The sequence below is a fragment of the Mycobacterium sp. 852002-40037_SCH5390672 genome (assembly GCF_001665875.1).
Classification (GTDB): Bacteria; Actinomycetota; Actinomycetes; order Mycobacteriales; family Mycobacteriaceae; genus Mycobacterium.
In genome coordinates, this window is the sequence record NZ_LZTA01000038.1 from 77,716 (window position 1) to 98,038 (window position 20,323).

Genomic DNA, 20,323 nt, shown 5'->3' on the forward strand with positions numbered 1-20,323 from the left:
ATGAGCGTTCCTGATTTCGCTGCGCGGCCTCAACTTTCCGAGGACGTCGCGCGGATTATCCGGCGGCGGATATTCGACGGCACCTACGCCGCCGGGTCGTACGTCCGGTTGGATCAACTCGCCGCGGAGTTGGGTATCAGCGTCACGCCGGTGCGTGAGGCGCTGTTCGCGTTGTGCGCCGAGGGCCTGATCAACCAGCAGCCGCGTCGGGGATTTGTGGTGTTGCCGGTCACCGGACGCGATGTCACCGATGTCGCCAATGTGCAGGCGCACGTGGGTGGTGAATTGGCCGCGCGGGCGGCGATCAACATCACGGGCGACCAACTGCACGAACTCAAGGAGATCCAGGCGCAGCTGGAGGACGCTTACGCCGGTGATGAACATGAGCGCACCGTCCGGCTGAACCACGAATTTCACCGCGCCATCAATGTCGCGGCGGACTCGCCCAAGCTCGCCCAGCTGATGTCACAGATCACCCGTTATGCACCCGAATCGGTGTTTCCCGCCATCGAGGGCTGGCCCGAGCAATCGATGCGGGACCATCGGCGGATCTTGTCCGCGCTGAAAAAGCGCGACGACGAGCTCGCCCGCGCCGCAATGTCGGAACACCTTGCGGCCGGGGCGGTTCCGTTGATCGACCACCTGGTTGCGCGCGGGGTGGTGGCCGACGAGAATGGTCTAGCCTGAATCTGAGTTTCGACGTGCTGATCGACGGGAATGCCCTGGGCGGACACTGCCGCGCGGGCCGGTTGCCACCTTCGATGGTGTCCGGGACTCGCGGGTAGCTACCGCTATCTCTTGTCGCACAGCGAGGTTGGGCATACGCTGCCAGCAGGGTGGGCAACGGACGGAGATAAGAAGATGCCCGCAACGCTTTGCGCATCGGCCCTATTCGTCGCGGCCGTGACGGCGATCGCGCTTGCACCGACGGTTGTCGCCGAGCCGGTCGACCCGATCCCCGGCAATGGTGTTTTCGTCGTCGGGCCCGACATTGCGCCGGGCCTGTACCGAACGGCCGGTTCGGCGTCGACGTTCGGGGTCTGGATCAACAATGTGCCCACCCAAGACTCGATGTGCGCGTGGTTCACCTACAGCACGCCTGACGCGAACAAGGACCATGTAGTCCAGACGAATATGTCTGTCGGTCCGATGTTCGCGAACATCAACACGACGATCAAGGCGTTCGAGTCGCAGAACTGCCAGCCGTGGACGCGGGTGCCCTAAGGCTGGGCGGCGTCGACCAACATCTCGCGGAGCCGACGGACGTCGACCTTGCCGGTGCCGCCGCGCGGCATGTCGTCGTCGGACCCGAGCAGTAGCCACACCGTCGGAACCTTGAAGGCACTCAGCAGGGTTCGCGCGGAGCCGCGCAGCTCCTCGGCGGTCAGTGCGCCCGTGCCACATACCACGGCAGCGCCCACCCGTTCGCCCGCGGCGCCGGGCACATTGGTGACAACGGCATTGTCGACGCCATCTATCGCGCGCAGCGCGCGCTCAACCTCGCCGGGGTAGACGGTCGCGCCGCTGACTTTGAACATATCGTCGGATCGCCCGTGATAGAACAGGAACCCGTCTTCGTCGAGGTGCCCGAGGTCGCCCGTGGGGTAGAAGCCGTCGGCGGTAAACAGGTCCTCTCGGGTACGTCCGCAGATGCCGCGCAACGTGTGCGAACCCCGGATTTGGATCATTCCCACGGTCGGAACAGGCGCACCGCTTTCGGGATCAACGATGCGGACTTCCATGCCGGAGAACGGTTTTCCGCAACTGCCCCACGCTGTCGCGGGCATATCGGTGTCGGCGGGATAGCCGCTGTAGGGCCCGAAGGCCTCGGTCATGCCGAACAACGTGGCCCGCGCGCCGGGCTGGGCGCGCTGCTCGGGCGGGAGTAGAGCCTGCAGGCTTCCCGCCCGTAAAGCCGAGAGGTCAGCGCCGAGGCCGTCGGCGTGCCGCGCCAACGTCTCGGCCTGGTCCGGCCAGCCGCGAAACAGCGTGACCCGCTCGCCTTCCAGCAGTCGCAGGGTCGTTTCTGGCCGCGGTATCTCTTCGGTGACCAGGGTGGCGCCGGCCAGTAGCACCGACAGTATTCCGCTGCCGAAACCGCCCACCCAGAAGAACGGCATCGGCAGATACAGGCGGGTTTCGGACGTGATGCAACGCGCCGCAAGGCCCGATTGCACGGCGGACAAAGCGTTGCCGTGGGAGTGCATGACCCCCTTGGGCGATCCACTGCTGCCCGAGGTGAACATGATGACCAGGAGGTCGGCGGGCGTGACCGTCGCTGTCATGGGGTCGATGATCTTGCGGGCACGCTCACTGCCGATGGCGTTGTCGAGCCGGTCGATCGACCACACCTGGCGTAACGCGGGGAGTTCGGATTGCCGGACCGTCCGAACGTCGTCGAGGTAGCGGTGGCCGCGGAATTCTTCGACGCTGAGCAGGAATTGCACCGAGGCCGCCCGCAGCTGCGCGGCCAGTTCTCCGGCCGTCAACAGGGTGCTCAGTGGGACCAGGACGGCACCGATGCGGGTGAGCGCGATAGCGATCTGCACCCAGCGGGTGCCGTTGGGCATGATGAGCCCCACCCGGGTGCCCTTAGCCACGCCCGCTTCCACCAGGGCCGCGGCCAGATCGCGTGTGGTCACCTCGAGTTCGCGGTAGCTGATCCGGGAGGTGGGATCGATCACCATCATCGTGTCCCCATCGCGGTCGGCCCGAAATCGCACCAGCTGATCGATGGTGTGCATGCTCGGGTCAGACATCGAACAGGGTTCTCAGTTGTCGCGTGTCGACCTTGCCGCTGGACAGCAGGGGAACGTCGGCGCTGTGCAGGGCGACGAACCGCGTGGGAATCTTGTACGCGGACAGCTCCGTTTTGAGTCGTTCGGCCAGCGCGGCGCCGTCGAACGCCGCAGCGCCGTCGGCCTGGACAACCACCGCGGCGACGACCTGCCCGCGCCGGGCGTCGGGAAGGCCGATCACGTAAGCCGGCGCTCCGCCGGTGACCCTGTTGATGGCCTTCTCCACCTCGGCCGCCGAGACATTGGCGCCCGCCGTTTTGATCATCGCGCTGAGCCGGCCGACGAAATACACGAATCCGTCGGCATCTATGCGCACCAGGTCGCCGCTATGGAACCAACCGTCGGCATCGAAACACTCTTCCCGGCTGCGCTTGTAGTAGCGCTGCATCAGGTACGGCCCCCGAAGGCACAGTTCGCCAACCTCGCCGACGGGAACGACGGCCGCGGTGGCGGGATCGACGACCTTGGTCTCAAATCCCGGCGCCGCCTTGCCGAACGAGCCGCGCCGGTGCTCGGGTTGGTCGGTTTCGTCGTCGCCGATCAGCACGACGCTGCCGGCCTCGGTCATGCCCAGCATGTTGTGCCGCAGTTCCGGGTCGGCCGGGCGGGTGTCGGGAGCCATGATCGGGTACAGGTTGCCGCGCCGCATCGACGACAGATCGCGTCGCGGGAAACTCGGGTGGTCGGCCAGGTGGGCGATCCCGGCCGCGAAGCCGTTTGTCATGGTTGGCTTTTCGGCCTCCAGCAGGTCAAGCGTCGCCCCGGCATCGGTGGCGTTGGAACACACCAAGGTAGACCCGGCCACCAACGTCGCGAGCAAACCGAACGCAAGTCCACCAATCCAGAAGAACGGCGAATTGCAGAACAACCTGTCGTCGGCCGTCAAACCCCGGACTCGATTGAGATTTTGCTGATGTGCCAGCAGGGCGCCGTGGGTATGCACCGCCCCCTTTGGTGCGCTGGTGGAGCCAGACGTGTACACGATCGTCAGCGGATCACATTCTGCGACATCAGCTTCCATTGCCTTCAGGAGCCCGGGGTCGATGCGGTCGGCCAGCCGGTACACCGTCTCGTGAGTGACCGCGACGTGACGCAGCTGCGGCGCTGCAGCACAAAACAGTCGGGAACCGAGGTCGGCGCCCGAGAGAATCTCGGACAGTCGTTGGACATAGTCGTGAGAGCGAAAAGACTTAGCAGACAACAAGATTCCGGCATCACTGTCCACCAGTTGCTCGCGCAGCTCGCGAGCGGTGACGAAGGTGGAGAACGGGATCACCACGGCGCCGATCCGCGCCGCCGCGAGCATCCCGACGATGAACTCGGGGCCGTTCGGATAGAGCAGCCCCACATGGGTTCCCTTGCCGGCGCCGAGGGCGATCAGTGCGCGGGCCAGCTCCGCCGACCGGCGATCGGCTTCGGCGTAGCTGATGCGGTCACCGTCGCAGACCAGAAGCGGGTGATCACCGCGGTGGCGGGCTTGATGCCGCAGGACCTCGGTGACCGTCAAAGAATCAACGAGCATGGTCGCGCTGCGTTGCGGACTCGCGGAAGAAGTCCCGGATCGCGCCCAGATCGGCCTTCCCCGACGGTGTCCGGGGGATGGTGTCCACGATCGCGATTTCGGTGGGTATCTCGTAGCCGGCCAGTCGCTCTCGTAGATAGTCCACCAGCGCGTCGGAGTCGGCCGAGGCTTGCTCGCGTAACTCAACCACCGCGACCGGCGTCTCGCCGAGCCGCTCATGGGGTCGTGCGATCACGGCCGCACCGGCCACCGCGGGGTGGGTCTCCAGCGCGGAGCGAACGTCGTCAGGCATCACCTTGAAACCGCCACGGATGATCGCCTGGTCGGCGCGGCCAACGATCCACAGAAAGCCGTCGTCGTCGATTCGCGCCATATCCGTGGTCCGCGACCACGGTGCGGTAGGTCCCAGCTGACCCGGCTTCACCTCCAGCAGGCCGACTTCGTCTGGGCCCAGCGGTGTTCCGTCCTCGGCGACCACTCTGAGCCCTGAGCCCGGATTGGCCCGACCGACGCTGCCCCGCTTGGTTTTCCAGTACCGCTGATGGTCGGGTAGGGTCCAGCCGGCCACGCCACCACCGAATTCGGTTGCCGCATAGGAGGTCAGCACCGGAACGCCGTACTTCTCGGTGAAGGCATCGGCATCCTCGGCCGACAGCGGTGCCGTCCCGCAGGTGACCGCCCGCAGACTTTCCAGGTCGGCGCGCGGAACATCGGAGTGCAGTACCGTGCGCAGGGCCGCCGGTACCAGCGATACCGCGAGGGGCCGGTGCTTGCGCACCGCCTCGGCCCATGCGTTGAGCTCGAATCGTTCCAGCAGCACGAACGGTCTCGCCTCGGCGATGCATTGCAGCACGCGGAATACCCCGCCGATGTGCACCAGCGGCGAGTTCACGATCGCGACGCCGCGGCGCAGCTCGGCCGGTGCCGGCGCGCGGTCGGGTTCGGCGCCCATCACGCTGCGCGCCAGCATGTCGTAGCTCAGATCGATTCGCTTGGGCGGGCCCGTCGTGCCGCTGGTCAACATGCGCACGGCGACGTCGGACGGCGCACCGGCGTCGCCGATGGGCGGCGCGGAAACGTCGGCGTCGTCCAATAGGCCCGATATCGTGAGCGTCGGCATGCCCGCGGCCACCAGCGTCGTCAGATCGTCGCGCTCGCCAACGATCGCGGGAAGCTGCAGCCCGATAATGTCGGTCCTGGTGCGCTCGTCACCGCGAGACGGGTTGATGACCACCACCGTTCCACCGCCCAGCAGCACACCCAGAAAGGCCGCCACATGCCCCGGCCGGTTGCGCAACAGCATCCCGACTTCGGCTCCGCCGGTAGCCGAAGCGATGCGTTGTGCCAATGCGCCTACCTGAGCCCACGAGAGCCACTGACCGCCATACTCAATCGCGTGCGATTCCGGTTGTAGGTCGAGCACGGCGGCGATGCGCCGAACCAGCGGGTGACGCGACATCAGCGAATCTTCGGTTTGCGTGCGGCGTCCCGGGCCCCGGCTTCGTTCTGAGCGGCCAGCTCCGCGGTGCCCAGCGGGTTTCCCAGCCGGGTATAGATCAGGCCCTGGTCCAATGCGGCGCGGTAGGGCTTGTCCAGCGACTCCCAGATCGCTTTCACCGTGCCCGAGGTTGCGGTCGGCGGCTTGGCGGCGATGCTCGCCGCGATCTCGTGGGCGCGGCGCCAAAGCTGGTCGGGGGCGACGACCTCGGAGACCAACCCGATCCGGAGCGCGGTGTCGGCGCTGACCCGTTCGTCGTTGCCCATCAGTGCTATACGCAAGGTCTCGCCCAATCCGATGCGCCGCATCAGGCCGATCGGTTCCAATGCGCAGACCAGCCCCGCCGACACGTGCGAGTCGAAGAACGTGGCGTTTTCGGAGCAGATCACCACATCGGACTCGTTGATGAAGTAAAACGCGCCCGCGGTGCACATGCCCTGAACCGCACACACCACGGGTTTCCACATCTTCTGCCACTTGGGACTCAGGGTCTCGCCGGGATCCTCGTGGTTCCAGATGTTTTCGGGCTGGCCGTAGGGGGTCTTGATGTCCAACCCGGCGCTGAACGCCCGGTCGCCGGCGGCACGCAACACGACCGCATTCACCGACTCGTCGAGTTTGACCATGTGCCACGCGCGGGCCATTTCCTCACACATGGTGCGGTTGAACGCGTTGAGTCGCTCGGGCCGATTCAGTGTGATGGTGGCGACATGGTCCTGCGCGTCGACCTCGAGCAGGATGGTTTCGAAAGTCATCGGCACTGCCAATTCGGTTTGCGTTTTTCGACGAATGCCCTGGGGCCTTCGGCCGCGTCCTCGGTGCGCAATACGCGCTCGCGGAACGTTTCGGCGAGTATCTCCGCCTCGTGCAGGGGCACATTCAGGCCCTTGAGAATCGCCAGTCGAGTTCCCCGGACAGCCAGCGGCGCATTGGAATTGACGATGTCCGCGATTTCGTGGGCACGCTCCAGCAGGCGGTCGTGCTCGACAATTTCGCTGATCAATCCGAGCTCGTAGGCGCGTTGTGCGCTCATCCGTTCGTGCTTGCCCATCAGGGCCATCCGCAGCGCGATCGAGCGGGGTAACACCCTGGATACGCGCACCAATTCCCGGCCGGCCACCAGCCCGATGCTGACGTGCGGATCGAAGAAGGTCGCCTGCTCGGAAGCGATGACGATGTCGGTCGTTGTGACCCAATCCATGCCGGCGCCACAGCAGATTCCGTTCACAGCGGTCACCACCGGCTTGGCCATGCTGCGAAACGGCGGCGTGCCCTCCTGCGGCGCCTCCCATTGGTCATATGTCGACAGGTACGGTCGCTCGTAGATCACCTTGCCGTCTTCGGGGATTTCCTTGACGTCGGCGCCGGTGCAGAACGCGCGGCCGGTGCCGGTGACGACGGTCAGCCACACGGTGTCTTCGTTTTCGGCTTCGTCGTAGGCGGCCCGAAGCTCGGTGATCATGTGCGGGCTGAGCGCATTGAGGGCGTCCGGGCGGTTCAGGGTGATAGTCGCGGTGTGCCCGTCGACTTCGTACTTGATCGTGTCGAACGAATCACTGGGCATCGATCATCCCTTCGTGCAGCGTCCTGGGCTTGCTGCTTTTCTGGCTAGCGTCCACGAAAATCCGGATCCCGTCGCTGCTGGAAGGCCTCCAGGCCCTCCTTGAAATCTCTTGTACGGCAGGACAATTCCAGGTTGAACAGCTCCTGGGTCAGCGACTGGCTCAGCGTGGCATGCTGCCCGAAGTTCAGGGCCTGTTTGGCCAGCCCGATCGCGGCCGTTGGTCCGGAGGCCAGTTGGCCCACTAACTCCTCGGCGGCGTGGTCGAGGTCGGAGCCGCTCACCGCTTGATGAATCAATCCCCAGTCGGCCGCATCCGGCGCGCCCACCTTCTCGCCGAGCAGCAGCATTCGCCTGGCCCGCGCCAGGCCGACGAGGCGGGGCAGCAGCCATGTGGACCCCGAGTCCGGGCTGAACCCACGGTCGATGAACGGTTCCCAGAACACTGCGTCGTCGGCGGCCACGGTGAAGTCGGCGGCCAGTGCGAGATTGCAGCCGAATCCCACGGCCCATCCCCGCACGCTGCACACCACCGGCAGCTGGATGCTTGCGACGAGCTCGACCACGCGGTGAGCCCCATGGGGGATCCGCCGCACCAGATCACCGGTGCGGGGACGTTGGCCGCCGGGGTCGTTGGCGGCCACCCAGTCGGCGCCGGCGCAGAAGTCGTCGCCGGCGCCTCGGATGTGTACGGCTCGCAGCGAATCGTCGGCCGCAGCATCGGTAAGGACATCGACCAAAGCCGCGATCATCAACTGCGTCAACGAGTTACGCCGGGCCGGACGATCGAGCGTCACCAGTAACACCGCACCGTCTCGGTGCACTGTTACCGAACCCTCGCCACCGCCCGCGTCGGCTCCCTGACTCACCGTCGAATCCGGCCTTTCTTCGCCGATACGGTTACCCATACAGTAGGCAATACGATTGATACGCTGTATAAGTTAGCAAGGATACGCTGCCTGCGAAACAACTCAGGTGAAAGAGAGAACCATGGCCTTGTCGGAGGGGCATGCCGCGCGCGCGTCGACGAGTAACGGCGACGCCAGATTCGGCGAGGCGCCGCTTGCCCAGACCGTGGCCGCAGCGGCCGCCATGCGGCGCCTGAGCTCGCTGCTGGTGTCCCTCGAGCATCCACACCCCGCGGTGGAGGCCATGTTGGAGAAATTCGCCGAATGGGAAGGCGAGCTTTCGGCCGCGGCGCCAACGGACAACGCGCCGCGCATCGGAGAAATGCCCGACGATCCCCGGCGCGTCTACCTCAACCACGCAACCGATATCGGTGCGTACAACCCGTGCTTTCCCGAATACCAGTTCGACCAACTCGATATCGAGAACGCTACGGGGAGCGTCGAATTCCCGCTGGTTTACGAAGGGCCGCCCGGACTGGTGCATGGTGGCTTCCTCGGCGTCTTCTTCGATTGCGTCATTCAGCACCACAATTGCGTCACCGGCCTTTCCGGCAAGACACGATCCCTTGTCGTGACCTTCCGCCGACCGACCCCGGTGTTGACCGAGCTGCGATTCGACATTGCCCGCTGCGAGGGAGAACGCGGCATCACGTCGACCGGGCGGCTGTTGCTCGACGACGAAGTCCTGTGTACCGGCGAGGTCAACACGTTGGCTTCACAGCCGGACAAGCTTGCCGGATCGCGGTTCGGCAGGCGCCGAAAGGAGTCCGATACATGACCGCCTCAAGCACCTCCGACGATCGCGTGCTCTTCGACGTCGATCCCGATCGACGCATCGCGACCATCACGCTGAACAACCCCAAACAACGGAACTCTTATGACGCGGCAATGCGCGAAGCCGTCGCCCGTTGTCTGGATCGGGTGGCCGACGACGACGACCTCACGGTGGTGTTACTGCGCGGTGCCGAGGGGGTCTTCTCCACAGGTGCCGACATGAACAATGCCTACGGGTGGTACGGCTCGTCCGCGCCACAGAACCAGGCAGCCGGCGACGACCCGGCCGCCAACCGTCGCCCCAGCCAGCGCAGGCGACTTACCGTGGATCGCAAGTCTTTTGGCTTCTACCACAATTTCATGGGCTTCCCGAAGGTGACGGTGGGGGAGATCGCCGGTTACGCGCTCGGGGGCGGTTTCGAGATGGCGTTGATGACCGACATCTCCGTCATCGCACGTGACACCAAGATCGGCATGCCGGCAACCCGTTTCCTGGGTCCAGCGCTCGGCAGCCTGCACATGTTCTTTCACCGGCTCGGACCGGTGCTGTCCCGGCGCCTCCTGCTGACCGGCGACATCATCGAGGCGGGTGAGATCGAACACCTCGGAATCTTCACCGATACCTGCGCTCCCGGCGCGGTGACGGGCCGGGCGCGATATTGGGCCGAGAAGGCGGCGAAGATGCCCGCCGACGGTGTCGTCATCGCCAAGGAGGCATTCCGGCTTGTCGAGCAGAGTCAGGCGTACCAGGGCGAAGAGGTCGCCAGCTATCTGTTCCACGCCTTCGGCACCAACCTGCAATTCGGGCCGGGCGAATTCAACTTCGTCAAGACCCGTGCGCAGCACGGCGCCAGGGAAGCGTTCCGGCTACGCGACGAGCATTTTCACGTCCCGGAACCTGAAGCATGACAAGCGGTTCGGGGCCGGGCTAGCGAGCCGCTGCCGCCTTCGTCCGGCCCTGGGTGGGGGCCGACTTGGCCGGCTTGCGCTGCCGTGATGGCGCCGCCTTGCTGCGCTTCGATGCGTCGCTCTCGTCGATCAGCCGGCCGGCGTGATCGAGAATGCAGGTGAGCCCATACTCGAAATTGGTTTCATCGGGCGCGCCGATGCGGTGGCCTATCCGGGTTACCTGAGCAAGCAGCGGGGTCTTTTCCGGGTCGATGGCAACCGCATCCTCAATGGCGCGCGGTCCGACGTCCGACGATTGGTTCTTTTCGTAGAGCCGTTGCAGCACCACCGATCCGCGCACGTGAACCGAAATCGCCGAATAGGTGTCGAACGCATCCTCCGGCGACAGGCCGGCCTGCACCAGATTGGCAATCGCCTTTTCCATCTCCTGAGCACCCATGCGCGCCGCCTTTGGAGAAAGCGCCGCCCGAATCAGAATCAGGTCGCACAGAATTGGGTTGCCCATGAACGTCTTACGCATCAAGCGTGCGTGGTTGGCCAAGGTTTCGCGCCAGTCGCTGGCTTCGACATAGGGGGTGGCGAACACGTACTTGCTCAGCGCGCGGTCGGTCATCGCGTTGAGCAGGTCGTCCTTCTTGCGGAAGTACCAGTAGATGCTCGTCACACCGACACCGAGATGTTTGCCAAGCAGTGGCATGCTCAAGTTGTCGATCGACACCTGCTCCGCGAGTTCGAATGCGCCGCTGATGATGTCGTCGGGATTGATGGACCCGCGTTCGCGTCGTTGACGCTTATCGGCGGTTGCCTGTTTTGCCACTACGGGCACCTCCATCGAAATCTGTTTCGTGCATGCGGTCTGGCAGCGGACTTCCGGTAAGGTTGAATGTACCGGCACTTCTCTTCTGACCTGCGTATACGCCTTCGTGTCGCATTCTTCCTCTGCTACTGTAATACCTATCGTAGGCTTTTTGGTAAACCGGCTGGACAGGCGAAAATGACCAGGCTAGAGCTACGGGTCAAGCAATGGATCTAGGGCTGGCGAATGCCACTGCGGTGGTAGTCGGCGGTAGCCGAGGTATGGGATTGGCGACGGCACGTTGCTTCGCCGAGGACGGCGCCCGGGTGGCGGTGGTCGGCCGTAGCCGCGATGCCCTCGACGCCGCGGTGACCGATCTCGCGCAACGCGGTAGCCCTGACGCAGTCGGATTGACTGCCGACATCGGGGACGACGCTGCGGTCGGCAAGGTGTTCAGCGACCTCGCCCAGCGATGGGACGCTGAACTCAACGCCCTCGTCATCACGGTGGGACCGGGTGCCGCGGGCACGTTCGAGGATCTGACCGACGACCAGTGGCGCCAGTCTGTCGAAGACGGCGTGCTGGGGATGGTGCGCTGCGTCCGTGCGGCGCTTCCGCTGCTACGCAAGGCGCACTGGGCCCGGATCGTAAACTTCTCGGCGCACTCGACGCAGCGGCAAAGTGTGATGCTGCCCGCGTATACGGCGGCGAAATCGATGCTGACCAGCGTTTCGAAGAATCTTTCCCTGCTGCTGGCCAAGGACGAGATCCTGGTCAACGTGGTGTCGCCGGGCAGCATCGCGTCGGAATCCCTGATCGGCTGGGCGAGTTCGGTGGGGGTCGACGGCAACGACCCCTACGCACTGATGCAAGCCATAGCCAAGCATTTCGGTCATCCCGCGCACCTGCCGCGTGCGGGCTTGCCGGACGAAATCGGCCCGGTCGCCGCGTTTCTCGCCTCGCGGCGAAACTCCTACATGACCGGAGCCAACATCAACGTCGACGGCGGTTCGGACTTCACCTGACGACGGGTCGAAGAAATCGATTGGCAGACAAAAGGAGTCGACTGTGGCTACGGCAGCGGAGGCGCGTACGTGGGCGCCAGGCGCATTGCGGGGGATCGGTGACTCCCTCTACACCCCGTTCTGCGGCACCGACGGCGATGACATCGACTGGGACGCCTACCGGACGTTGGTGCGCTACTGCGTGGGCGATCTCGGGCATCCGATGTTGTGGTGCACCAGCGGAATCGCCGAGTTCTGGTCGCTGACCCTCGACGAGCGCAAGCGGCTGCTGGAGGTGGCGGTCGAGGAAGGGCGTGGCATCAATCCCGACGTGGTGGTGCAGGCCTGCACGGCGGCTATGTCGGCGAAGGACTGTGTGGACTTGACGCTGCACGCCCAAGAGGCGGGCGCCGACATCGCCTACATTCAGACGCCGATGATGGAGGCGCACGGCGGCGACGGCGTGCTGCGCTTCTTCAAATACGTGGCGGCGCGCACGAATATCGCGTTGGGTATGTTCAATTCGCCATCGTCGGGTTATGTGCTGACGCCCGCCGAAAGCGCCCGGGTCTACAACGAGGTCCCCGCGGTGTGCGCCACCAAGGAGGGCGCCTTCCGGCCGGCGAGCAGCCGGATGCTGCATGAACTGGCGCCCGGACTGGCGGTGTGGGAATGCGACAGGACGGTGTACCGAGCCGGCTGGCTGCGCGACGGGATCGTCTGTCCGGCGCAGTTGGGCACTGCGGGCTATCTTTTCGAAACGCCCACGCGACGATTGTTCTCCGAATACTGGGATCTGATTCAGAGCGACAAACTCGTCGAGGCCATGGACTACGGCCGCGAATCCGGCCTGGACCAGTTCGACCTGGACGTTGGATCGTGGTGGACGTGCTACCCGGGACGACCGGATTATTTCACCCACTGGGGCGGCGCCTTCAAGTACGCCGCGTCGCTGCTGGGGCTGCCCACTGGCGCGTATCCGCATTCCCGCCCACCGCAAGCGGAGCTGCCCACCGAGGCGAAGACCCAGATCGAAAGCGCCTATCAGCGCCTGGGCCTACTCGAAACCGTGTTGCGGTAAAAGGGATTACACAGCGAGCGGGCCCGGTCACTGACCGGGCCCGCTCGACTGGCTGGCCGTTTATTGCTGCTCGGCCCGCTCACGCTCCTCGTAGGCCTTGGCCTTACCACGGGCCTTCTCAGCGGCGGCTTCCTTCTTGCCGGCGTTGCGCTGCGCATCCGCCTTGTCCTGCTGAGCCTTGCCCTCTTCGATCAGGCCGTCGTTACCGATAATGATCCCGATGACCTGCTTGGTCTTGCCGAGGGCATCTTCGACGATGCCTCGAACGAGTTCGACCGGACCGCTCTTGACGTCAACCATTGTGTCTCCTCCGATAGTCGGCTCGTTCTGGGTTTCCCGATCGCCCGGTCGTTGCAAACGTGGCTGCGGCGTGTCACACACCACAACATCTAAGTCTTGCCACGTAGGTGGCCCTTTTTTCGCCCGAAATCGGATCTGCGGGCGGCCGTCCAGTGGGTTACGGCCCCGTCAAATTCGTCGTCGGCCGGACCTCCGATTCGGGAGGGTTGAAGCGACGCCCCGGGGCCCGTAATCGCAGTTTAGTCGGGGTTTCACCCCCGGGTGACGGCGGTTGTGGAATGCGGTACCGATAGGTATACAGTATGGGTACAAACTCGCCAGTGGGTCAGCTATGAGGGGACGGTCTGATGAGCGCCGCCGACCGTGTGATCACCGATGAGGCGGTGCTGTATGAGACCACTGAAACCGGTGTTGCGGTTCTGACGTTCAACCGGCCGGATCGGCTCAACGCCTGGGGCCCCGACATCGCCGCCGGGTTCTACTCGGGGATCGATCGCGCCGAACAGGACCCGGCCGTGCGGGCCATCGTCCTGACCGGCCGGGGCCGGGGGTTTTGTGCTGGGGCGTATTTGGGCGCACCGAGTTCGGCGCCCAGCTATGGCGAAACGATCCAGAAGGCAGGTCAGACAAATCTCGCCGACTTGGTCGGAGAGCGACCGCCCCACTTTGTGACGACGCTGCGCAAGCCCGTCATCGCGGCCATCAACGGTGCTTGTGTCGGCATCGGGTTGACCCAGGCGCTGATGTGTGACGTCCGGTTCGCGGCCGCCGGCGCGAAGTTCGGCGCGGTTTTCGCGCGCCGTGGCCTGATCGCGGAATTCGGTATTTCTTGGATACTGCCGCGGCTGACCACCTGGGGCGTCGCTCTAGATCTGTTGTTGAGCGGGCGGACCTTCCTCGCCGAGGAGGCGGTCGAGCTGGGGCTCGTCAAAGAGGTTGTCCCCCCGGACAGTCTGATGAAGCGTGCCCTGGAATACGCCGAGGACATCGCTGCGAACTGCTCTCCGGCGTCGATGGCGGTGATCAAGAGGCAGGTATACGGTGACGCGACTCGTGACGTCGTGCAGGCCAATTCACTTGCCGAGGTTTTGTTGCACGAGGCGATGCCGCGCCCCGACGTCATCGAGGGCATCACGAGCTTTCTCGAAAAGCGGCCGCCGCAATTCCCATCGCTCGATTCGACCGACGCTTAGTGTTCGCCGGTAGAGGCGGAAAGGATGATCATGGCTGACTTGGGTTACCAGGCGATCGACGTTGACAATCACTACTACGAGCCGCTCGACTCGTTCACCCGCCACCTGGACAAGAAGTTCAAACGGCGCGGCGTTCGGATGCTCAATGAGGGCAAACGGACCTGGGCCGTGATCGGGGACCGCGTCAACCACTTCATCCCCAACCCCACCTTCGACCCGATCATCGTGCCGGGCTGCCTCGACCTGTTGTTCCGCGGCGAGATTCCCGAAGGCGTCGACCCGGCCTCGCTGATGAAGGTTGAACGGCTGGCCGACCATCCCGAGTATCAGAACCGCGATGCGCGGATCACGGTGATGGACACCCAGGACATCGAGACGGCGTTCATGCTGCCGACGTTCGGATGCGGGGTCGAGGAGGCGCTCAAGCACGACATCGAGGCGACGATGGCGTCGGTGCATGCGTTCAATCTGTGGCTGGACGAGGACTGGGGCTTCGACCGGCCCGATCGCCGAATCATTGCCGCGCCGATCATCTCGCTGGCCGACCCGGCCAAGGCCCTCGAAGAGGTCGAGTTCGTGTTGGCGCGCGGCGCCAAGCTGGTGCTGGTGCGACCGGCGCCGGTGCCCGGCTTGGTCAAGCCGCGGTCACTGGGCGATCGGAGCCACGACCCGGTATGGGCGCGGCTGGCCGAGGCGGGGGTGCCGGTGGGATTCCACCTGTCCGACAGCGGCTATCTGCACATCGCGGCGGCGTGGGGCGGCAAAGCGACGTTCGAGGGCTTCGGCGCCAAGGATCCGCTGGATCAGGTGCTCCTCGACGATCGTGCCATTCACGACACGATGGCCTCGATGATCGTGCACGGTGTGTTCACCCGTCATCCGAAACTCAAAGCGGTCAGCATCGAGAACGGCTCGTACTTCGTGCACCGGCTGATCAAGCGCCTGAAGAAGGCGGCGAACACCCAACCCCAGCATTTCCCCGAGGATCCGGTGGAGCAGTTGCGCAACCACGTGTGGATTGCCCCGTACTACGAGGACGACCTGCCGGAGCTCGCCGAAGCCATCGGCGTCGACAAGATTCTGTTCGGTTCCGACTGGCCGCACGGAGAAGGCCTCGAATCGCCGGTGTCGTTCGCCGACGAACTGAAGGGCTTCAACGAGTCCGACATCCGAAAGATTATGCGGGACAACGCGCTGGATCTCCTCGGCGTCCAAGTCGGCTCGGCTGCTTGATCAGCTTGATCAACCAAGGCCGGCTACGCCCGTGAGCGAATGGACCATAGGGGCGGTTCTTGACGAAATCGCCGACGTAATCCCCGACCGGACGATGACGGTGTGCGGCAGCCGCCGCAGCACCTTTCGGGAATCGGCGGAGCGCACCCGCAGGCTGGCAAACTTCTTGGCAGGCAATGGGTTAGGCGCGCGCCGGGAACGCGCAACCCTGCAGAACTGGGAATGCGGACAGGACCGGGTGGCGCTGGTCATGCACAACGACCTGTACCCGGACATGGTCATCGGCTGCCTCAAGGCCCGAGCCGTCCCGGTGAACATCAACTACTACTACACGCCGCGTGAGGTCGGCGAGCTGCTCGACTACGTGAAACCCAGAGCGGTCATCTACCACCGCGGGCTGGGCGCAAAATTCGCCGATGTGCTGACAGATGCCGGCATCGACCTGTTGGTGTCGGTCGACGACGGAAGCGGCGCCCGGGAACTGCCCCGCGCGCTGTCGTTGGATGACGCACTGGCGCAAGGGAACACCGACCGCAACGTGACGGCGTCCCCGGACGATCTGCTGATGATCTGCACCGGCGGCACGACCGGTCGGCCCAAGGGTGTGCTGTGGCGACAGTCCGACATCTACGTGTCGTCGATGGTGGGGGCCGACCATGCCTGCGCCCGGGAGATCCACGACAAGGTGCGCGGTAACGCCGGTGCACCGTGGTTCGCCGTCTCGCCGTTGATGCACGCGGCCGGCATGTGGACGGCCTTCTCAGCGATCATGGCGGGCACCACCGTGGTGATGTATGACACCGGCAAGAAACTCGAACCCCGATCCGTATGGGAGACGGCACAGCGCGAAAAAGTCGGCTTGATGACCATGGTCGGGGATGCCTACGCCGCACCGCTGGTGGCCGAGCTGCAGGAGGGCTCCTACGAGTTGCCGTCGCTGTACGCCATCGGCACCGGCGGTGCCGCAACGAATCCGAAGTATCAGCAAGCTCTGCTGGAGCTGTTGCCCCACGTCACCCTCATCAACGGCTACGGCTCATCCGAGACCGGGAACATGGGCTTCGGCCACAGCCGGTGCGGCACCCAGACCGAGACTTTCACGCTGCGCGAAGGCGGATTGGTTCTTTCCGAGGACTACAGCCACTTCCTTTCTCCCGGCGAGTCAGAGGTGGGCTGGTCCGCCAGGGAAGGGCGAATACCGTTGGGATACTTCAACGATCCCGACGCCACCCGCAAGACTTTCCCCGAGATCGATGGCAAGCGAGTGGTGATATCCGGTGACCGGGCCGCACTTGAAGCCGACGGAACGTTGCGGTTGTTCGGCCGTGACTCTTTGGTGGTCAACACCGGTGGAGAAAAGGTTTTCGTCGAGGAAGTCGAAGAGGTGCTGCGTGCCCACCCGGCGATCGCCGACGCGCTGGTGGTCGGTCGCCCCAGCGAGCGCTGGGGCGAAGAACTCGTCGCCCTCGTCGAATTCCGCGATGGAACCGTCGCGGCCGCCGAGGAGCTGCACGGGCTTTGCACGTCGCGACTGGCGCGGTTCAAGGCGCCCAAGGAGTTCCTCGTCGTCGAACAGGTCCGGCGCCTGGGCAACGGCAAGGCCGATTACCGTTGGGCGAAACGTCAGGCAACAGCAAAGGCACCGATGTCGACATGAAAGCAATCGATTGCCTGGTCAACGTCCACTTCGGCGAGACCGAGCAGCAGCCGACGTGGATGCTCAAGGTGCGCGACGACTACTTCAAGGGGCCGGAGGCCATGTTCTCACCGGTCGAGTTGTCGAAGCTGCTCGACGAGATGGACGCCCAGGGTGTGCGTAAAGCCATCCTGATGGACAACCTCGCCAAGCCGTCGGTGACCGCGCGCAAATTCGTCGAGGAGAAACCCGAGCGTTTCGCGCTGGCGATGGGTGGGGTGAACCTGCTGCGCCCGATGCCGTCCCTGCGTGAACTTTCCTCCATCGTCAACGATCTGCCCGTCGCCTATGCCGCTGTGGGACCGAGCTTTTGGGGTGACGGTCAGTACCCGCCCAGCGATGCCGTCTATTACCCGCTGTACACCAAGTGCGCGGAGCTCGAGCTGCCGCTGTGTATCAACACCGGCATTCCGGGACCCCCCATCCCTGGAGAGGTGCAGAATCCGATCCACCTCGACCGGGTCTGCGTGCGATTCCCGGAACTGAAGCTGTGCATGATTCACGGCGCGGATCCCTGGTGGGACATCGCGATCAGGCTGCTGATCAAATACGCCAACCTGCGCCTGATGACGTCGGCGTGGTCGCCGAAGCGGTTGCCGGAGAGCCTGCTGCACTACATGCGGACCCGCGGACCGAACAAGGTGATCTTCGCTTCCGACTGGCCGGTGCTGAAAATGCACCGCGTCGTTCCCGAAGCGGCCGGGCTGGATCTGCCCGCCGACGTGCTCGACAACTATCTCTACAACAATGCGCAAGAATTCTTCTTCGGTGGCCAGGAGGAAAGCTGAGAATGGACCGCTATGAATTACGTAGGCTCGACTACACCCTGACGTCGGATCACGAGGCGTTGCAGGCCGCCTACCGCGACTTCTTCAAGACGCATTGTTCGATCGAAACCGTGCGCGCCGCGGAGGAAACCGGCTTCGACAAGAACCTGTGGGAGCGGTTGTGCGCCATGGGCGCAACGACCATGGCAGTTCCGGAATCCGCGGGCGGAGACGGTGCGACGATCGTCGACCTGACCTTGGTGGCCGAGGAGATCGGCCGGTCGCTGGCACCGGTGCCGTGGATCGACCAGGTCTGCACGGCACGGCTGCTCGCGCGCCTCGGCGCGGCCGAACCCGACGTGGTCCACGGCAGGCGGCTCGCCGCCTTCGATCCGCAGCAGGACAACGCGTCTGGGGCCCGGCTCCTGCCCACCGGATCCATTGCCGATCAGGTCATCGTGCGCGACGGCGCCGACGTCGTCGCGCTGACGTTCGGCACGCGCCCGACCAAGGTGGACAACATCGGCCGGCTGCCGATGGCGTGGGTGGACCCGTCGACCGCCGACGCCCGCACCGTACTGGCCGGCGGGCCGGACGCACTGGCGGAATATCAACGGGCGCTGGATGAGTGGCGGGTGCTGAGCGCTGCGGCGTTGGTGGGTCTGGTGGAGGAGACCATGACCATCGCGGCCGAGTTCGCCAAGACCCGCTACACGCTGGGGGTGCCCATCTCGACGCTGCAGGGCATCTCTCATCCGCTGGCCAACATCGCGATCGCCGTGCAGGGCGGCCGCAACCTGGCGCGGCGCGCGGCCTGGTTCCTGGACAACGAGCCGCACGAGCGTCCGGAGCTGGCGTCGTCGGCGTTCGTGTTCATGGCGGAGGAGGCGGCGAAGGCCGCGACCATGGCGGTACATATCCAAGGTGGCCTTGGTGTTTCGGCGGAGGCGGCCGCGACGGCGTATCTGGTGCGGGCCCGTGGCTGGGCACTGGCCGGCGGGGATCCCGGCGCCAGCGCCAAGCACATCGGCGAGCTCGTCGCCGCTCGCGAAAGTGGAAAGGGCGCCTAGGTGGATTTCTCACGAGTCACGCTGTCCGACGAAGACCAGCGCTTCCTCGAAGAAGCGCGCGATTTCCTGCGCACCCATGTGACAGAAGACGTCAAGCGCCGGGACCGGGAAACGGGCGACAACTTCGACGAAGGCGTACACCTGGCGTTGGGCGCCGCCGGCTACCTCGAACGCGAATGGAAGTCGGAAGCCGACGGCGGCTTCACCCGGGTGCGTCGCCGCATCTGGGAGCTGGAGAAGCGGCGCGCGCACGTGCCCTGGGTGACCTGGGGCACCACCGCCATGGTAGCGCGTTCGGTGGCAAGGTTCGGTTCCGCCGAGTTGCGGGACGAGGTGTTACCGGGCGTCTTCAGCGGGCACGTCCGGCTGTGCCTGGGTTACACCGAACCCGAGGGCGGATCCGACATCGCCACCTGTAAGACCCGGGCGGTCCGGGAGGCGGATGGATCGAGCTGGGTCATCAATGGCTCCAAGATGTTCACCACCGGAGCGCACAACTGCCAGTACGTTTTCCTCATCACCAACACCGATCCGGGCGCTCCGAAGCACAAGAGCCTGACCATGTTCCTGGTTCCGCTGAACTCCCCGGGCATCGAGATCCAGGGCATCCGCACCGTCGACGGCGACCGCACCAACATCGTCTATTACAGCGACGTGCGCGTCGACGACAGGTATCGACTGGGCGACGTCAACGCGGGCTGGACGGTGCTGCGTGAACCGCTCAACACCGAGCATGGAGCGGTGGCGGCCGCCCCGGACGGGCTGCAGGACGTGTCGATCATGATGCACCAGGCCGGTTTCATGGCCGACGCGCTGGACAAGGCCGCGGCCAAAGTCGCAGAGCCAGACCCTAACGGGCGCAGGCTCATTGACGACGCTGCGGTGGCATATCGCTTAGGGCGCAGCGCCGCGCGGATGGAAGCGTCACTGAGCGCCCCCGGTATCTTCGGGCGCGTCGCCCTGGCCCAGACGATGCGTGACATCTCCCCGGACCTGATGGACATCCTCGGCACCGCGGCCACGCTGCCCGTCGGCACCGACGGCGCGGCCGACAACGGCGCTGCGGAATACGTTTACCGATTCGCCCCGCTGGTCGGGATTTACGGCGGCACCCTCGAGGTGTTCCGCAACATGATCGCGCAGTACATGCTGGGGCTGGGCAAGCCGGCGTACGCGCCGGTCGTGCAGAAAGCCTCTTAGCCGGCGCCGAGGG

The 20,323-nt window shown here is 64.9% G+C and carries 20 protein-coding genes; 12 read left to right on the plus strand and 8 right to left on the minus strand.

The window, feature by feature from the left end; genetic code table 11:
• The gene (locus A5782_RS05800; protein WP_067096401.1) at nucleotides 1-687 is read left to right on the plus strand and encodes a GntR family transcriptional regulator; all 687 of its coding nucleotides are present in this window, start codon (nucleotides 1-3) and stop codon (nucleotides 685-687) included.
• A gap of 174 nt (nucleotides 688-861) precedes the next feature.
• Entirely contained in the window at nucleotides 862-1,224 is a 363-nt protein-coding gene (locus A5782_RS05805) for a hypothetical protein (RefSeq protein ID WP_067096404.1), read from the plus strand.
• On the opposite strand, the gene A5782_RS05810 is transcribed toward A5782_RS05805, so the two are convergent.
• From A5782_RS05810 to A5782_RS05835, 6 genes are read right to left on the minus strand one after another with little or no spacing between them, the layout of a single operon-like run.
• Nucleotides 1,221-2,759, minus strand: a complete 1,539-nt coding sequence (locus A5782_RS05810) for a class I adenylate-forming enzyme family protein (protein WP_067096407.1) — start codon at nucleotides 2,757-2,759, stop codon at nucleotides 1,221-1,223. The genes A5782_RS05805 and A5782_RS05810 overlap by 4 nt on opposite strands.
• A complete protein-coding gene (locus tag A5782_RS05815; RefSeq protein WP_067096410.1) occupies nucleotides 2,752-4,320 on the minus strand; it encodes a class I adenylate-forming enzyme family protein in 1,569 nt (522 codons plus the stop codon). The genes A5782_RS05810 and A5782_RS05815 overlap by 8 nt, the downstream gene beginning before the upstream one ends.
• On the minus strand, nucleotides 4,310-5,779 hold the full coding sequence (locus A5782_RS05820; protein WP_067096413.1) for a class I adenylate-forming enzyme family protein: 1,470 nt from the start codon (nucleotides 5,777-5,779) through the stop codon (nucleotides 4,310-4,312). The genes A5782_RS05815 and A5782_RS05820 overlap by 11 nt, the downstream gene beginning before the upstream one ends.
• On the minus strand, nucleotides 5,779-6,573 hold the full coding sequence (locus tag A5782_RS05825) for an enoyl-CoA hydratase/isomerase family protein (protein ID WP_067096416.1): 795 nt from the start codon (nucleotides 6,571-6,573) through the stop codon (nucleotides 5,779-5,781). The genes A5782_RS05820 and A5782_RS05825 overlap by 1 nt, the downstream gene beginning before the upstream one ends.
• Complete coding sequence (locus tag A5782_RS05830) at nucleotides 6,570-7,382, minus strand: enoyl-CoA hydratase/isomerase family protein (RefSeq protein WP_067096419.1); 813 nt, start codon at nucleotides 7,380-7,382, stop codon at nucleotides 6,570-6,572. Before A5782_RS05830 ends, A5782_RS05825 begins: the two co-directional genes overlap by 4 nt.
• A 44-nt stretch (nucleotides 7,383-7,426) precedes the next feature.
• Nucleotides 7,427-8,248, minus strand: coding sequence for an enoyl-CoA hydratase/isomerase family protein (locus tag A5782_RS05835; protein ID WP_067096985.1), 822 nt, complete (start codon nucleotides 8,246-8,248; stop codon nucleotides 7,427-7,429).
• 121 nt (nucleotides 8,249-8,369) lie between these two features.
• Between A5782_RS05835 and A5782_RS05840 the strand changes: the two genes are divergently transcribed.
• Nucleotides 8,370-9,065, plus strand: coding sequence for a hypothetical protein (locus tag A5782_RS05840; protein ID WP_067096420.1), 696 nt, complete (start codon nucleotides 8,370-8,372; stop codon nucleotides 9,063-9,065).
• Nucleotides 9,062-9,970 (plus strand): enoyl-CoA hydratase/isomerase family protein, encoded by a 909-nt coding sequence (locus tag A5782_RS05845; protein ID WP_067096423.1) that lies wholly within the window; start codon nucleotides 9,062-9,064, stop codon nucleotides 9,968-9,970. Before A5782_RS05840 ends, A5782_RS05845 begins: the two co-directional genes overlap by 4 nt.
• A 19-nt stretch (nucleotides 9,971-9,989) precedes the next feature.
• On the opposite strand, the gene A5782_RS05850 is transcribed toward A5782_RS05845, so the two are convergent.
• The gene (locus tag A5782_RS05850; RefSeq protein WP_067096426.1) at nucleotides 9,990-10,802 is read right to left on the minus strand and encodes a TetR/AcrR family transcriptional regulator; all 813 of its coding nucleotides are present in this window, start codon (nucleotides 10,800-10,802) and stop codon (nucleotides 9,990-9,992) included.
• A gap of 191 nt (nucleotides 10,803-10,993) precedes the next feature.
• Between A5782_RS05850 and A5782_RS05855 the strand changes: the two genes are divergently transcribed.
• Together A5782_RS05855 and A5782_RS05860 are read left to right on the plus strand one after the other, a co-directional pair.
• Nucleotides 10,994-11,791, plus strand: coding sequence for an SDR family NAD(P)-dependent oxidoreductase (locus A5782_RS05855; RefSeq protein ID WP_067096429.1), 798 nt, complete (start codon nucleotides 10,994-10,996; stop codon nucleotides 11,789-11,791).
• Nucleotides 11,792-11,834: 43 nt separating this feature from the next.
• Entirely contained in the window at nucleotides 11,835-12,851 is a 1,017-nt protein-coding gene (locus A5782_RS05860; protein ID WP_067096432.1) for a dihydrodipicolinate synthase family protein, read from the plus strand.
• A gap of 60 nt (nucleotides 12,852-12,911) precedes the next feature.
• On the opposite strand, the gene A5782_RS05865 is transcribed toward A5782_RS05860, so the two are convergent.
• Nucleotides 12,912-13,151 (minus strand): CsbD family protein, encoded by a 240-nt coding sequence (locus tag A5782_RS05865; RefSeq protein WP_067096435.1) that lies wholly within the window; start codon nucleotides 13,149-13,151, stop codon nucleotides 12,912-12,914.
• Between the two features lie 347 nt (nucleotides 13,152-13,498).
• Here A5782_RS05865 and A5782_RS05870 point away from each other — a divergent pair, with 347 nt between their 5' ends.
• From A5782_RS05870 to A5782_RS05895, 6 genes are read left to right on the plus strand one after another with little or no spacing between them, the layout of a single operon-like run.
• A complete protein-coding gene (locus A5782_RS05870; RefSeq protein ID WP_067096438.1) occupies nucleotides 13,499-14,344 on the plus strand; it encodes an enoyl-CoA hydratase in 846 nt (281 codons plus the stop codon).
• Nucleotides 14,345-14,374: 30 nt separating this feature from the next.
• On the plus strand, nucleotides 14,375-15,577 hold the full coding sequence (locus A5782_RS05875) for an amidohydrolase family protein (protein WP_067096988.1): 1,203 nt from the start codon (nucleotides 14,375-14,377) through the stop codon (nucleotides 15,575-15,577).
• A 31-nt stretch (nucleotides 15,578-15,608) separates the two neighbouring features.
• The gene (locus A5782_RS05880) at nucleotides 15,609-17,234 is read left to right on the plus strand and encodes an acyl-CoA synthetase (RefSeq protein WP_067096441.1); all 1,626 of its coding nucleotides are present in this window, start codon (nucleotides 15,609-15,611) and stop codon (nucleotides 17,232-17,234) included.
• On the plus strand, nucleotides 17,231-18,061 hold the full coding sequence (locus A5782_RS05885) for an amidohydrolase family protein (RefSeq protein ID WP_067096444.1): 831 nt from the start codon (nucleotides 17,231-17,233) through the stop codon (nucleotides 18,059-18,061). The genes A5782_RS05880 and A5782_RS05885 overlap by 4 nt, the downstream gene beginning before the upstream one ends.
• 2 nt (nucleotides 18,062-18,063) lie before the next feature.
• Entirely contained in the window at nucleotides 18,064-19,110 is a 1,047-nt protein-coding gene (locus tag A5782_RS05890) for an acyl-CoA dehydrogenase family protein (RefSeq protein WP_067096447.1), read from the plus strand.
• The gene (locus tag A5782_RS05895) at nucleotides 19,111-20,310 is read left to right on the plus strand and encodes an acyl-CoA dehydrogenase family protein (protein ID WP_067096450.1); all 1,200 of its coding nucleotides are present in this window, start codon (nucleotides 19,111-19,113) and stop codon (nucleotides 20,308-20,310) included.
• The last annotated feature ends 13 nt before the right edge of the window (nucleotides 20,311-20,323 follow it).